15 protein-coding genes are annotated in these 13,349 nt (G+C 56.4%); 5 read left to right on the forward strand and 10 right to left on the reverse strand.

Annotated elements, in window-relative coordinates:
- The first annotated feature begins 4 nt into the window (after nucleotides 1–4).
- Complete coding sequence (locus ABJT94_RS12975) at nucleotides 5–511, forward strand: hypothetical protein (protein WP_348474199.1); 507 nt, start codon at nucleotides 5–7, stop codon at nucleotides 509–511.
- Here ABJT94_RS12975 and ABJT94_RS12980 read toward each other — a convergent pair.
- Nucleotides 499–1,935, reverse strand: coding sequence for a PLP-dependent aminotransferase family protein (locus tag ABJT94_RS12980; RefSeq protein WP_348474200.1), 1,437 nt, complete (start codon nucleotides 1,933–1,935; stop codon nucleotides 499–501). The two genes, ABJT94_RS12975 and ABJT94_RS12980, sit on opposite strands and share 13 nt — an antisense overlap.
- 163 nt (nucleotides 1,936–2,098) lie before the next feature.
- Here ABJT94_RS12980 and ABJT94_RS12985 point away from each other — a divergent pair, with 163 nt between their 5' ends.
- Nucleotides 2,099–2,755: a pyridoxamine 5'-phosphate oxidase family protein gene (locus ABJT94_RS12985; RefSeq protein WP_348474201.1), complete on the forward strand. Its 657-nt coding sequence runs from the start codon at nucleotides 2,099–2,101 to the stop codon at nucleotides 2,753–2,755.
- Nucleotides 2,756–3,043: 288 nt separating this feature from the next.
- Entirely contained in the window at nucleotides 3,044–4,249 is a 1,206-nt protein-coding gene (locus ABJT94_RS12990; protein ID WP_348474202.1) for an ROK family transcriptional regulator, read from the forward strand.
- Nucleotides 4,250–4,281: 32 nt separating this feature from the next.
- Here the strand turns inward: ABJT94_RS12990 and tal are convergent, their stop codons facing one another.
- The 6 genes from tal to ABJT94_RS13020 all read right to left on the reverse strand — a co-directional run bounded on the left by tal (nucleotide 4,282) and on the right by ABJT94_RS13020 (nucleotide 9,599).
- Entirely contained in the window at nucleotides 4,282–5,238 is a 957-nt protein-coding gene (gene tal, locus ABJT94_RS12995; protein ID WP_348474203.1) for a transaldolase, read from the reverse strand.
- 107 nt (nucleotides 5,239–5,345) lie between these two features.
- Complete coding sequence (locus ABJT94_RS13000) at nucleotides 5,346–5,993, reverse strand: uridine kinase (protein ID WP_348474204.1); 648 nt, start codon at nucleotides 5,991–5,993, stop codon at nucleotides 5,346–5,348.
- A gap of 2 nt (nucleotides 5,994–5,995) precedes the next feature.
- The gene (locus tag ABJT94_RS13005) at nucleotides 5,996–6,805 is read right to left on the reverse strand and encodes an ATP-binding cassette domain-containing protein (protein ID WP_348474286.1); all 810 of its coding nucleotides are present in this window, start codon (nucleotides 6,803–6,805) and stop codon (nucleotides 5,996–5,998) included.
- Nucleotides 6,805–7,878 carry an ABC transporter permease gene (locus ABJT94_RS13010; RefSeq protein WP_348474205.1) on the reverse strand — a complete coding sequence of 358 codons (1,074 nt, stop codon included), beginning with the start codon at nucleotides 7,876–7,878 and terminating at the stop codon, nucleotides 6,805–6,807. Before ABJT94_RS13010 ends, ABJT94_RS13005 begins: the two co-directional genes overlap by 1 nt.
- Before the next feature lie 131 nt (nucleotides 7,879–8,009).
- Nucleotides 8,010–9,044: a sugar ABC transporter substrate-binding protein gene (locus tag ABJT94_RS13015; RefSeq protein ID WP_348474206.1), complete on the reverse strand. Its 1,035-nt coding sequence runs from the start codon at nucleotides 9,042–9,044 to the stop codon at nucleotides 8,010–8,012.
- Between the two features lie 234 nt (nucleotides 9,045–9,278).
- A complete protein-coding gene (locus ABJT94_RS13020; RefSeq protein WP_348474207.1) occupies nucleotides 9,279–9,599 on the reverse strand; it encodes an antibiotic biosynthesis monooxygenase family protein in 321 nt (106 codons plus the stop codon).
- A gap of 166 nt (nucleotides 9,600–9,765) precedes the next feature.
- Between ABJT94_RS13020 and ABJT94_RS13025 the strand changes: the two genes are divergently transcribed.
- Both ABJT94_RS13025 and ABJT94_RS13030 read left to right on the forward strand, forming a co-directional pair.
- Nucleotides 9,766–10,656: an NAD(P)-dependent oxidoreductase gene (locus ABJT94_RS13025; RefSeq protein ID WP_348474208.1), complete on the forward strand. Its 891-nt coding sequence runs from the start codon at nucleotides 9,766–9,768 to the stop codon at nucleotides 10,654–10,656.
- A 111-nt stretch (nucleotides 10,657–10,767) separates the two neighbouring features.
- A complete protein-coding gene (locus ABJT94_RS13030) occupies nucleotides 10,768–11,427 on the forward strand; it encodes a type 1 glutamine amidotransferase domain-containing protein (RefSeq protein WP_348474209.1) in 660 nt (219 codons plus the stop codon).
- Nucleotides 11,428–11,524: 97 nt separating this feature from the next.
- On the opposite strand, the gene ABJT94_RS13035 is transcribed toward ABJT94_RS13030, so the two are convergent.
- From ABJT94_RS13035 to ABJT94_RS13045, 3 genes are all read right to left on the reverse strand, one after another.
- Nucleotides 11,525–12,382, reverse strand: coding sequence for a DUF6544 family protein (locus ABJT94_RS13035; protein ID WP_348474210.1), 858 nt, complete (start codon nucleotides 12,380–12,382; stop codon nucleotides 11,525–11,527).
- Nucleotides 12,383–12,532: 150 nt separating this feature from the next.
- Nucleotides 12,533–12,814: a DUF427 domain-containing protein gene (locus ABJT94_RS13040; RefSeq protein WP_348474211.1), complete on the reverse strand. Its 282-nt coding sequence runs from the start codon at nucleotides 12,812–12,814 to the stop codon at nucleotides 12,533–12,535.
- 103 nt (nucleotides 12,815–12,917) lie between these two features.
- A complete protein-coding gene (locus ABJT94_RS13045; RefSeq protein ID WP_348474212.1) occupies nucleotides 12,918–13,349 on the reverse strand; it encodes a secondary thiamine-phosphate synthase enzyme YjbQ in 432 nt (143 codons plus the stop codon).

Below are 13,349 nucleotides of genomic sequence, written 5' to 3' on the forward strand. Positions count from 1 at the left end.
CAGTATGAACCCGACCGAGCAGGAAAAGGTTGATCTCGAACACCAGGCCGCACGCGTCTTCATGCGCGCCTGGGAGCGGCAGCATGGGCAACCGTTGCGCCACATCTGGCACAACAAACCCAGCAAACCCGACGTTTCCTGTTACCTGAACGGCCAGCGCCTCGACCTTGAAATCGCCCATCTCTATGGCTCTGAAGTCGAGGCAATGGCCATTCTCGGGCGCGACCTCAGCCCCGCCACCCACCAGGCGTTACTGGAACTGATGCAGGACGATGTGCATCAGCGTCTGCTGCACGCGCTCAATCGCATTCTGATGGTCAAAGCGCAAAAGCGGTACCAGACCCGGCGCGTCTGGCTGGTGATCCGCAATGCCAACCCGCTGTGGCACAACCAAGACATGTTGGCTCTGCGCCACCATTTCACCGTGCCCAAAGACCACCCGTTTGAACAGATCTGGATGGTGACCAACCTGTCGAACGACAGCGATATTTTGCGGCTTTACCCCGACTGACGCTCGAACCAGACAGCCAGAGCTCGAACCACCTGCCCCATGGTTGCCTCATCGGGGTTACTGAACCCCAGCAGAAAGCCCTGCTCGCCCATTTCCGGGTCAGCGTAGTGGTCCGACAACACCTCCAGCCGGATGTTCTGTTCCAGCACGTCGTTGGCAATCTGGCGGTCCCATCGGGCTGGCTTCCGGGCGGCCAGCCACGCTTGCTTCAACATCACCCGAATGTGCATGCCGCCCTGGGGCGCCTGCCAGGTTAACCAGGGCGTCAAATGCTCAGCCAACAGCGCCAGCAACCGGTCTCGCTTTAACCGGTAAAGTCGCCGCATTCGGTTCAGGTGCCGGTCGAAGCTGCCATGGCGCATAAAATCGGTCAGCACCGGCTGAACGGGCAATGAGGCCGAAGCGCCTAGTGCCTGCTGGCTGGCCCCAAACTGTTCGATCTGTCCTGGCGGTACCACCACAAACCCCAGCCGCAACCCGCGAAACAACACTTTGGAAAAACTGCCGACCAGAAATGACCGGCCCTGGGTATCGGCCTGCATCAGCGGCACGTTCATGCGTCCCTGGTAGTGGTATTCATTGTCGTAGTCGTCTTCGATCAACCACAGCGACGGATGCTGCTGCACGGCTTGCAACCAGCCTTGTCGTCGAGCCGGGCTCATACCAATGCCCAGCGGGTACTGCCGATTCGGAGTGATGATGGCCACCTGCGGTGTGTCATTATGCAGTGGCAGCATGGCACCTTCGGCGTCGACCTCCAGGGCACCAAGGCCCGTGGCCCGGTTGCTGAGCAACGCTCGCATTGGCCTATAGCACGGATTTTCGAGCAGCCAGTGGGCATCGGTGGTTTGTGCATCCAGGGTATGTTGCAGAATGCTCAGGGCGTCGCGGTTGCCCGAGGTCACAAATATCTGCTCCGCCGAACAGGTTACCCCCCGAACCCGGAACAGGTAATCGGCGATGGCCGCCTTGAGCGGTGGGAAACCCCCTGAATAAACGCCTTCCAGCACGTCCAAGTCGGGCTTGAGCCAGCTGCGCCTCATGCTGGCGGCCCAGTCCTTCGCCGGAAAGGCAGCCACGTCGGCTCCGGAGTCACACGCTAGCATCGGGGGTAGTTTGACCGGTGCCACACTGTGAACCGGCGTCGTCGGGGACAGCAGCACTCGGGCACTCGTAGCGACAAAGAGCCCGCGCTTGGCTTCGCTGACCAGAAACCCCTCGGCCAACAAGGCATCGTAGGCCCGCGCCACGGTACTGCGCGACACCCCGAGCGTAGCTGCCAACTGGCGGGACGAGGGCAGCTTGTCTCCAGAATTCAGCCGCTGCTGGCGAATACCACCCTTCACCTGATCGATCAACTGCAGGTAATAGGGGTCTGCAGAGTCCGTCAGGTGGAAGGTCAGGCTGGCTAAAGCGTGCTTCATGATCATATGGACAGTCATCTGGCCTGCAAAATTATTTTCAATCTGGCTATTTTTGAGCAAACCAGTTCACCCTATGCTGGCAAAGACGGCGGCTAAAGTCATCAATCAAGACCGCAATCACACCCAAATGTCACCCCTGAAGACCGACTTTAAGGACAACAACGTGAGTACCCGACTGCCAGACCCGCAAAACCCTCTGCACACCCAAACCAGCCATGTAAAACGTGGCCCGGGCCGGGCCAGTTACGATCGCGACCACTTGACCCGCATAATCGATGACTCGCTGCTGTGTACCGTCGCCCAAAGCATCGATGGCCAACCCTTCGCGACGCCAACCTGCCACTGGCGTGAAGGCGACTACCTTTACTGGCACGGCCACGCCAAGGCACGCAACCTGGCCACCGGGCAGCCAGTGTGCATCAACATCATGCAGATGGATGGCCTGGTGCTGGCCCGTTCGGCGTTTCACCACTCGGTGAACTACCGTTCGGCCACCCTCTTCGGCACCGCCGAAGCCGTTACCGACCCGGACGAGAAAGCCCGGCAATTGCACATCTTCCTCGACAAGATCTCACCGGGTCGCTGGGACACCCTGCGCCCGATGACCGACAACGAACTGAAAGCCACCGGCCTGTCGCGCATTCTGATCAGCGAGGCTTCGTGCAAAGTGAGAGCGGAAGGCGTAAACGACGAGGCAGCCGACGAAGACTGGCCGGTCTGGGCCGGCGTTATGCCTCTGGAAAAACGCTGGGGCGAACCCGTTCAGGAAAAACAGCAGGCGGGGTTGTCTGTACCCCGGTTACCGCTGAACGCAAAATAAGCCGGCGATGTCGGGCCTGTCGACAGGCCCGCACCTGTCTCCCTTCGAATTCACCCTGAACTCAGAGACCAAAGCATCCTCACCACCCAACCTCGCAGGTAGCGGACAGCCTGGATGGCTGTGGTATCATGAGAGCCAAACACAAGGCTGGCTGGATTTTTACCTGGTCAGAAGCTCAGATCCCTACACCTAAACAACGCTTGGCCTGCCGACAATCAGTGTGTGACTGGCATGGCTCTGGCGCAGTGTATCGACAGGGCAACCGAACCAAACGTCAAAGAGTAACGGATGCGCTCACAACCGCTCAAGGGTTCCAATTTAACGACCGTACGGGGTATCAACGAACGCTTGGTACTGCATCTGCTGCGGATGCACGGCGCGCTGAGCAAAGCCGAGGCAACTCGCATGACGGGTTTGTCGGCCAACGCCGTCTCGGTCATTTTTCGGGCGCTGGAAAAAGAAGGGCTCTTGCTAAGGGGCAATCCTGTTCGTGGCCGAATCGGCCAGCCATCCGTGCCGATGAGACTGAACCCGGATGCCCGTTATTATCTGGGTTATAAAATCGGTCGGCGCACCTTCGATCTGGTCGTGGTCAATTTTGTCGGTGACGTTCTGGCTCAGGCAAGCGCCGTGCACGATTACCCCACACCCGCCAATACCCTGCAGTTTCTTGAAGATAACCTCACCCCTTTACTGACCTCTGCCGAGATCACACTGGATTCTGTATCGGCGCTGAATATCGCCATGCCGTTCGAACTGTGGAGCTGGACCTCCGATTTCGATGCACCGGTCCGGGAAATGAATGAATGGCGTACCTTCGACCTTGAAACCGAAATGAAACGTCGCGTCCCCTGGCCGGTAACACTGCAAAATGACGGTACCGCTGCGTGCCGGGCCGAGTTGATTTTTGGTCCACCACTGGAGGAACAGGATTTTGTCTATTTGTTCGTCGGCACTTTTATTGGCGGTGGCATTGTTCTGAACGGTGGCGTCTTCCCGGGACGCCGGGGCAGTTCCGGGGGCTTCGGCCCAATGCGAGTACCGGATGAGCCCGGCGGTGAAAGGCTGGTAGACCATGCCTCACTGGTGGTGCTCGAACATATGCTGGCTGCACGCGATGCACAGCTGGCACGCCAGCTCTACAACCAGGATGCAGACTGGTCGCGGTTCGAGCCGGAACTGAGCCATTGGCTTGCCCGGGCTGGCCGCAGCCTCGCGCATGCCATTGTTTCCGCCCTGTCCGTTATCGATTTCGAAACCGTGGTGATCGACGGTGCGTTACCCGTAGCGGTGCGCAACCGCCTGGTCAGAAAGGTGGAAAACAGCCTGGACGAGTTGGACTTGCAAGGCGTGGTGCGACCCGCAGTGCGGCCGGGTCACTTTTCCTATCTCGCCCGGGCCATTGGTGCCGCCTCCTATCAGATTTCGACAGAGTACATGATCGACCAGAACACCCTGCTGCGGGAAACACCCACGACTATTTTCAAAACCTGAATCGGCTGGCACTGGCCGAACACTGCGCCCGGTCAGCACATTCGTTCACGAATCATGCACTCCAGGGTTTGCTGGTCCGCGTTGAAACCGCGAATCCCCTCGGCCAGTTTCTCTGTCGCCATGGCATCTTCATTCATGAGCCAGCGAAATTCGGGTTCGGTTAACGGGCTCGGCCGGGGTGTTCGCTGTGATGAACGGACCAACATGCGCTCCAGCGTTCCCCCGGTTTGGTCCAGTGTGTCCAGTAACGCCGGGCTGATCGTCAAACGGTCACAACCGCTCAGTGCCAGAATCTCACCGACATTGCGAAAACTCGCGCCCATGACAATGGTTGGGTAATCCAGCTCACAGAAATACTGGTAGATGGCGCGTACCGACTGAACCCCAGGCTCCGCTTCAGACTCAAAGGCCACCTCAGGCTCAGCCTGTCGATACCAGTCCAGTATGCGACCTACAAAGGGCGAAATCAGATAGGCACCTGCCTCTGCGCACGCCCGGGCCTGGGCAAAATTAAAGATCAGGGTCAGGTTGCACTGTACGCCCTCCTGTTCGAGCACCCGGGCAGCACAAATGCCTTCCCAGGTCGCGGCCAGTTTGATCAGCACCCGATCCGTTGAAACGCCTGCCTCATGATACAAGGCAATTAATCGCCGAGCCTTGTCGAGGCTGCCTTCAACATCAAATGACAACCGGGCGTCCACTTCCGTCGACACTCGCCCTGGCACCTGACGCAAGATCAGCTGACCCATGTCAACAATGAGCCGGTCGGCAACCTCTGTTACAGCCTGGTCGGCATTCAGGTTTTGTTGATCGACGGTGTCGATGAGCCGATCCATCATGTCATCGTAATGACCCGATTGAACCGCCTTTAGGATCAGCGAGGGATTGGTGGTAGCGTCCTGCGGCTGGAATCGGCCAATGGCCTCCAGGTCTCCGGTATCGGCGACAACCGTGCTGTATTGTTTGAGTTGATCCAGTAATGAATTCATAAGATTCCCAGATTGAGGCAGTCAACACCTGGTCTAACCGGTCCGGCGCTTTCGTGCCGTTATTTGGATTTTTTGGAACGAACAAGAGGCCCGGCCTGATCGGCTAGTCACAATTTTTCGCCCAATGTCAGGTCAGCAACCCCGCTGTGCTCCAGCACCAGCCTGGCGTTTTTCAAATCGTTATCATGGACCTTCAGCGCAGCTTGTTCAGGCGTAAAGCCAAATCCCAGCCAGCGCTTCATCAAACGCTTTTCGAGGGTTTCCAGGCTCGGCTTCAAAAAAACAGTTGCATCAAACAACTCCGTCAACCCATCCCATATCGGCGCGTCTAGCAACAGGTAATTGCCTTCGAACACCACAATAGACGTTGTTGACCTGAGCAAACCGGCATCAACCAAAGCCCGGTCCAGAGCACGGTCAAACAGCGGATAATGGATATCACCGACATCGGTTCGGGCACTGACAACGAGTTCATACAACCCCCCGACGTCGAAGGTTTCAGGTGCGCCTTTGCGTTTCAGCAAATCCCTTTGCAGCAACAGCTCGTTGTCGAGATGAAAACCATCCATTGGCAACAAGGCGGCATGATCACTATCCCCTGCACGACGGTTCAATTGTTGAACCACCGCCTCGGCCAGGGTCGATTTTCCCGACCCGGGAGGCCCGGCTATACCGATCAAAGTTCGCCGGTCGCTTCGGGCAGCGCGATCAATGAATTCGACTACGGCGTTCGCTTGAGTTGCAATACTCGCCATGGCTAAACCCCGACAGCTTCAACGTCGGGCTCTTTGGCCCCGGTCATAAAAGCAACCGCATCGCTCATGGTGTAATCAGCCGGGTTCAACACACACAAGCGCTTGCCCAGACGGTGCACATGTATCCGGTCGGCGACTTCAAACACATGCGGCATGTTGTGACTGATCAGCACAATGGGAATGCCCCGTGCCTTCACTTCACTGATCAACTCCAGCACCCGACGGCTTTCCTTGACGCCCAGCGCGGCGGTTGGCTCATCGAGTATGATCACTCTGGAACCAAAGGCGGCTGCACGCGCAACGGCCACACCCTGGCGCTGGCCACCCGACAACGTTTCAACCGGCTGGCGAATGTTCTGAATGGTCATCAGCCCCAGTTCATTGAGTTTTTCCCGCGCGAAGGTTTCCATCGCCGGGCGATCCAATTGGCGCAACACCTGCCCCATGAAGCCCGGTTTTCTGAGTTCACGGCCCATAAACATATTGTCGGCAATCGACAACGCTGGCGACATGGCCAACTGTTGATATACCGTCTCTATACCCTGTTTTCGTGCATCCAGTGGCGAGGTAAACCGCACCTCCTGGCCGTCCAGATAAACCTTGCCTTGATCGGGAACCAGAGCACCAGAGATGGCTTTGATCAGCGTGGACTTGCCTGCACCGTTGTCGCCAATGACCGCCAGAATCTCTCCCGGGTACAATTCGAAGTCGCAATGGTCGAGTGCGGTAACCCGGCCAAAGCGCTTGACCAGGTTGCTGGCATGGAGGATCGGGGCTACCGCATTCTCCGACGATTGGGTTTGTGGTTGCATCATACGGTCGCCCTCCTGATCCATTGGTCCACAGCAACCGCACCGATAATCAGCACACCAATCAACAGATACGTCCACTGGGCATCAGCACCCATCAAGCGCAAGCCAAGGGTGAATACACCTACAATCAGTGCACCATAGAGCGTACCGAGAATAGAGCCACGCCCACCGAACAGTGAGATCCCCCCAATAACAACGGCGGTGATCGATTCAATATTGGATAACTGTCCCGCCGTGGGTGAAACGGACCCCAGTCGACCAATCAGCGCCCAGCCCGCAAAGGCACAGATCAGCCCGGAGAGCATGTATACCGACAAAATGATTCGCCCGGTTTTCACACCGGAAAGCTCTGCGGCTTCTTTGTCATCGCCAACAGCATACACATGGCGCCCCCAGGCCGTGTGTTTGAGGGCATAGGCAAGCACCAAGGCCAGTAGCACCATGAAAACAACACCGTAGGTGAAAACAGCCCCACCGATTGTGATTTTTGTGCCAAAGAACTGAAGCAACGATGCCTGGGTTTCAATATCCTGCGCACGTATAGTTTCATTCTTTGAATAGAGAAAATTTGTGGCCAGTACAATTTGCCACATGCCCAGCGTGACAATAAACGGCGGCAAGCGAACACGGGAGACCAACAAGCCGCTGATCATTCCGCATAGCATGCCGCACAACAGGCCACAGAAAATACTGATGGGAACGGGAATGCCATAGCGAAAGGTAAACTGGCCCATCACGACAGAAGACAACACCATGGTTGCGCCCACTGAGAGGTCAATGCCCGCGGTCAGAATGATCAGGCTCTGTGCGGCGGCGATGATGCCAACTATTTGAACCTGTTGAAGAATCAGGGTCAGTGCAAAGGGCGAAAAAAAGCGGGTTCCCAGCAACAATCCAAAAACGGCGATTGATAACAGCAAAACAATCAATGGAACCATGGACGGGTTCAGGTGCAGCGTATGCTGCAGTTTCTTGATAAAACCAGCCCGGTCATCGTCAAAAGTAGCGACCGCATCCGGTGCACTGCTTACTGACGATTCATACACCGGACTGTTGGCATCGGATTTGGCCATTGGACCTCTCCAGAAATTCTACGTAACAGGGTAGGCAGGGCAGCACCCTGCGTCACAATACAGTCTTCTCGCTTCAGGGTTGGGCGGGTGCTTCCATGCTTTCCCGCCCGAAGGAATTCACACTACCCTGATTAGCCCCAGCAGCGGTTCATGCCTTCCTCAATCGAAATGGATTCCACGCCATCGACCGGATCACCCGTCACCAGTGAGACACCGGTATCAAAGAAATCCTTGCCTTCAGTCGGCTCTGGCTTGGTGCCGTTCTCAGCCCACTCCAGAATAGCCTCCATACCCAACGCGGCCATTTGCAACGGATATTGTTGCGCCGTGGCACCAATCACGCCGTCCTGAATATCCGCCACGCCCGAGCAACTGCCATCGACTGAAACAATGAGCACATCGTCCTGGCGATTCATGGACGCCAGCGCCTGATAAGCCCCTGCTGCAGCAGGTTCGTTGATGGTATAAACGACATTGATGCTGGGGTCTTCAACCAGCAGGTTCTCCATCGCGCGGCGACCGCCTTCCTCATTGCCGTCCGACACATCGTGGCCAACAATGCGAGGGTCGGTCTCATCGCCCCAGCGATTGATGTCGCCCGTATCGATACCAAAGCCAGTCAGAAACCCCTGGTTACGCAGAACGCCCACCGACGGCTGGCTCACGTTGATGTTCAGCAGCGCAATGCGAGCATTCTCGGCCTCATCGCCCAACTGAGCGGCCGCCCAGGCACCGATCAGCTCGCCGGCCACGAAATTGTCTGTAGCGAAGGTCGCATCAGCCGCCGAGGCCGGGTCAAGCGGGGTATCCAGCGCAATGACGAGTACGCCCGCATCACGTGCCTGCTCAACGGCAGAGACGATTGACGAGGTGTCAGACGCGGTCAGCAGAATGCCATCCGCACCATCTGCGATGCAGGTTTCGATGGCCTGAACCTGGGTTTCATGATCCCCGTCAATCCTTCCGGCGAACGACTTGAGCTCCATACCCAATTCTTCTGCCTTTGCTTCTGCCCCCTCTCTCATCTTGACAAAGAAGGGGTTGGTATCCGTTTTCGTGATCAGACAGGCGCTGGCCGATGGCGTATGCGCACCTGCCTGGGCCTGGCCTGCAATGGCACCTGTGACCAGCAATACCGCTGCTGCGGCCTTGAGGGAAGTCGACATGGTTATCCTCCGGGACAGTTGTTGTTGTAACCCTATTTATTAATTCATCAGTAAGTAATTACCTAGATAGAGCTGTCGGGCTCTACCTCCAGACGTACTGATGGGGTCAAGGCCATCATTTATCGACAACAGTTGCCGTTTCAACCTTGATCATCCAAAGCATACTGTCGTTGTCATGCATGTCAATAATAACTTTTAAATGAATTAGTAACTGATCGTAGCGCTGCCGACAGGTCAAGCGCCGCGATCCGGTGGCAACACCACCCACTCAGCTGCATCGAACTCACCAATCGGGCGAATCTCACAGAACGGCGCTGCACTGCGAATAATGGCGGCCACCTCAGGGTTGTGGTGTTGTTCCATTGCATCGCGCTCCACCTTGCTGTCCCACTCGGCAATGGCAATCAACACCGAAGGATCATCCAGCTTACGATGCAACCGGGTGCCACGCGCGCCCGGCGCTTGTTGAATCAGTTCACTGGCGCGTACCCAGGCGTCGGCGTAATCCTCGGCGGTGTAGCCGGGCTTAATGTGTACTTCAAACAGGTAGAGCATCCGCACCTCCAACTTTGTATCCTTTAGGGCCCCTTCAGATTAGCACTAACCTGCCAAGCCAGCGGTTGAGTGTTCTCTGTGCATAGAATCACAGAGGTAGCCTGACTGTACCCGGCCCGCTATGCTCGGGACGAAACCAATTTGATGTCAATCAGAGGACCAGACTATGCGTATTCTATTCACCGGCGGCAGTGGCAAAGCGGGCCGCCATGCCATTGCACACCTGATTGAACAGGGTCACCGCGTGACCAATGCTGACCTGGTACCACTTAACATGCCCGGCGTTGATTCACTGCAAGTGGATCTGACTGACGCAGGCCAGGTATTCAATGCCTTGCACGCCTATGCCGGTTTTGATGAACTTGAGCCCGGGACCGGAGTTCCCGCCTACGACGCCGTGGTTCATTTTGCGGCCATTCCCTGCATTCTGCTGCGGCCCGATAACGAAACCTATCGCATCAATACCATGAGCACGTACAACGTGCTGGATGCGGCCACCAAACTGGGGATTCGCAAGGTCATATTTGCCTCCTCGGAGACGACTTACGGCATTTGCTTTGCCGATGGCGAAATGAAGCCGGAGTACATTCCGATCGACGAAGATCACCCGACCATCCCACAGGACAGCTACGCCATGTCCAAGGTGGTCAACGAGGCGACGGCCCGGTCTTTTCAGGCCCGCACCGGCTTCGATATTTACGGCTTGCGCATCAATAACGTGATTGAGCCGCACGAATACGCGACCAATTTCCCGGCATTTATGGACAACCCGGCCCTGCGCCGTCGCAATATCTTTGCCTACATCGACGCACGCGACCTCGGCCACATGGTCGACTGCTGCCTGAAAACCGATGGCCTGGGCTATGAAGTATTCAACGTCGCCAACGATGATCTCTCGGTCGGCATTACCAGCCAGGAAGTCATTGAACGCTTCTATAAGGGCGTGCACCAAAACCGCGAAATGGCACCGACTGAAACCTTCTATGCAAACGACAAAGCCAAACGCCTCGTCGGGTTTTCACCCCGGCATTCATGGCGAGACGTGCTGAAAGATTAACGCTCACCCTGTTTTGATCGACCTGAACGCGGCGATTAAGTAAATAAATCGCCGCTTTGGCAAAATCGTCCCCACCCTGTGTGTGAATCCGCAAGAAAAAGGACGATTCAGATGAGCAAGATCTTATTCGTACTCACTAACTACAAATACCTGCTAAACGGCGAGCCCACGGGGTTGTGGCTGGAAGAATTCGCCGTACCCTACCTGGCGCTGACCGACGCTGGCCATGAGGTTGAGGTCACTTCGGTCACCGGCGGTGACGTACCCATCGACCCCAACAGCACGCCCACGGAAGACCAGGCCAACGCCTGGAAGCCGGCCATGGCCAAGTTAAAATCAACGCCGGCGTTCAACAGCATCAATGCCAGAGAATACGACGCGATCTATCTGCCTGGGGGGCACGGTACGGTGTTCGACATGCCCTACAACCTGGCCCTGCACGACACCCTGTTCGACTTTCACCGCACTGGCCGACTGATCGCCAGCGTGTGCCACGCACCCGCCGTCTTCGCCGGTATGTACGATGAACATGGCACGCCCTTTATCAAGGGCCGTAAAATTGCCGCCTTCACCGACGCCGAAGAAGCCGCCGCCGGTGGCACCGAAAAGGTTCCATTCTTGCTTGAATCGCGCCTCAAAGCGCTGGGGGCAGAACATGAAGCAGGGCCAGACTGGCAACCCCACGCCGTTCAGGATGGCAAGCTCATCACCGGGCAAAACCCGCAGTCTTCTGCCGAAGTGGCGCATCTGATGCTGACAGCGCTTAAGTAAGACCATTCAGACAGCGTGCTTGCCTTAACGTTGCCAGCACCAGACTGTGGACCCGAATTCGCCCGTCGCTCGATGTATCGTCGGGCCTGCGGGCCTGTTATTGGACATAGCCATAGTGAATGTCAGTTATTTCACCGCGCCAGTATGGTTTGGGACCCTCAGGCATTAGCCAGGCTACTTCTCCGGCGCTTGGAACCAGCATTCCCTCCCGTTCCTGGTAACCCCAGAACCGACCTTTCCAGGGCGTAGCTACCTGTTCGCCATTGATCTCCCGAAACCTGTGTTCAGAACGCACTGATTCAATTAACCCCTGTTCATTAAAGGTAAACATCAGTGAAACGGTCGTGCCGCCATCCGCGAGTGTGGCAATGGCCCGGTTGGGATCAACCGCCTGCCATTCGACTCCCTGACTCGGTAGCAGCGCTGTAGGATACCAGGCGGCCTCTGCAAAAAACCGCAGCAGCTCACCCTGGTTAAGCTGTGGTGACTCTGGTTGCTTCATGACGGTAAACAACCCAAAGAGTTTGGCTTCTAATACGCCACGTCCGGCCACATACGCATCGACAACAGAGACTTGAATTCCGGGCACCATGCGAATGCTCGCATCCCAGATAAAACCCCGGGGGTTGGTGACGACCAGTTGGTCTGATCTGAACGGCTGCCAGTTATCCTCAACCTGACCCATGTTAAAAGACCCGCTGTGCCTTACCCGGGCATTTCGAACCAGGCGCTGACCATCTGCCAATACAGCCTGGAAATATCGCTGTACCGGGGCTGGTAGTCCCTCAAGTTCCTGAATTGAATAAGCGCTGACTCTTGGGGCCACTGCCCCCGTGGTTAACTCTGTCTGAAGCAACTGTATGGAAGAGCGCCAGCTTGACTGACCAACAAAATGCACCACCAGTACGATGGTGACCAGCAAAAGTGTCAGCAGCAAGGTTGTTTTTAATAGCATGGGAAGGGCTTGTCCTCGTGAACCAAGTTACCCCTGTCGCGTTTATTGTTGTGGCCAGGCTAGCCCCGCCGGGGTGGTCAGTCTGTCACTCTACTCGACCACTGAACGCTTGTTTTGACCTAACTCAAAAGGTCGCGACACCTGTAGACCTTATTCCGTAACAGCAACACCCCGCCAGAAAGCGATACGCCCTTCAATAGTCTTTGCTGCCTCTTTTGGGTTGGGATAGTACCAGGCAGCATCTTCGTTGGTTTTTCCGCTAACGGTGATGGACAAGTAACGCGCCTCCCCCTTCCAGGGGCACTGTGTACTCTTGCTACTGTCGCTGAAATACTCGCTTACAATCGACTCACGAGGGAAGTAGTGATTTGACTCAACGACAACGGTATCGTCACTTTGCGCGACAACCGTTCCATTCCAGATCGCTTTCATGGGGATCTCCAGAGTAGACTGACTGAATCTCTTCTACGCAGTTCAACCTTTTCCTGGACGTATAAACTGCCAGTCTACTTATAAGCGCAGTCTACTTTCTGGTCTATGGTTGACCTTGTAGCGTCAAAACTAGCTGACGGCCAGAGGCCTGCGTTCGATGCTCGCCTAGGTAGACGCCCTGCCAGGTGCCCAGGTTCAGGCGTCCGTCCGTTACCGGCAGCGTCAGGTTGCTGCCCAGCAGGCTGGCTTTGAAATGCGCCGGCAAGTCATCCGGGCCTTCGTAGGTGTGTTCATAGGGTGCGTTTCGATCGGTATCGGGTGCGAGGGTTTGAAAGTACCGTTCAAAATCCCGGCGCACGGCTGGGTCTGCATTTTCATTCAGCGTTAGACTGGCCGACGTGTGCTTGACCAGAATGTGGAGCAAGCCGACCGAGGTCGGAGGTGCGATGCGCAACGCCTCATCAATCTCGTCTGTAATCAGATGAAACCCGCGAGGCTTGGCGGTCAGTTGAATCTCTTGTTGCCAGAAAATCAT

Source organism: Saccharospirillum sp., assembly GCF_039982735.1.
Lineage (GTDB): Bacteria > Pseudomonadota > Gammaproteobacteria > Pseudomonadales > Natronospirillaceae > Saccharospirillum.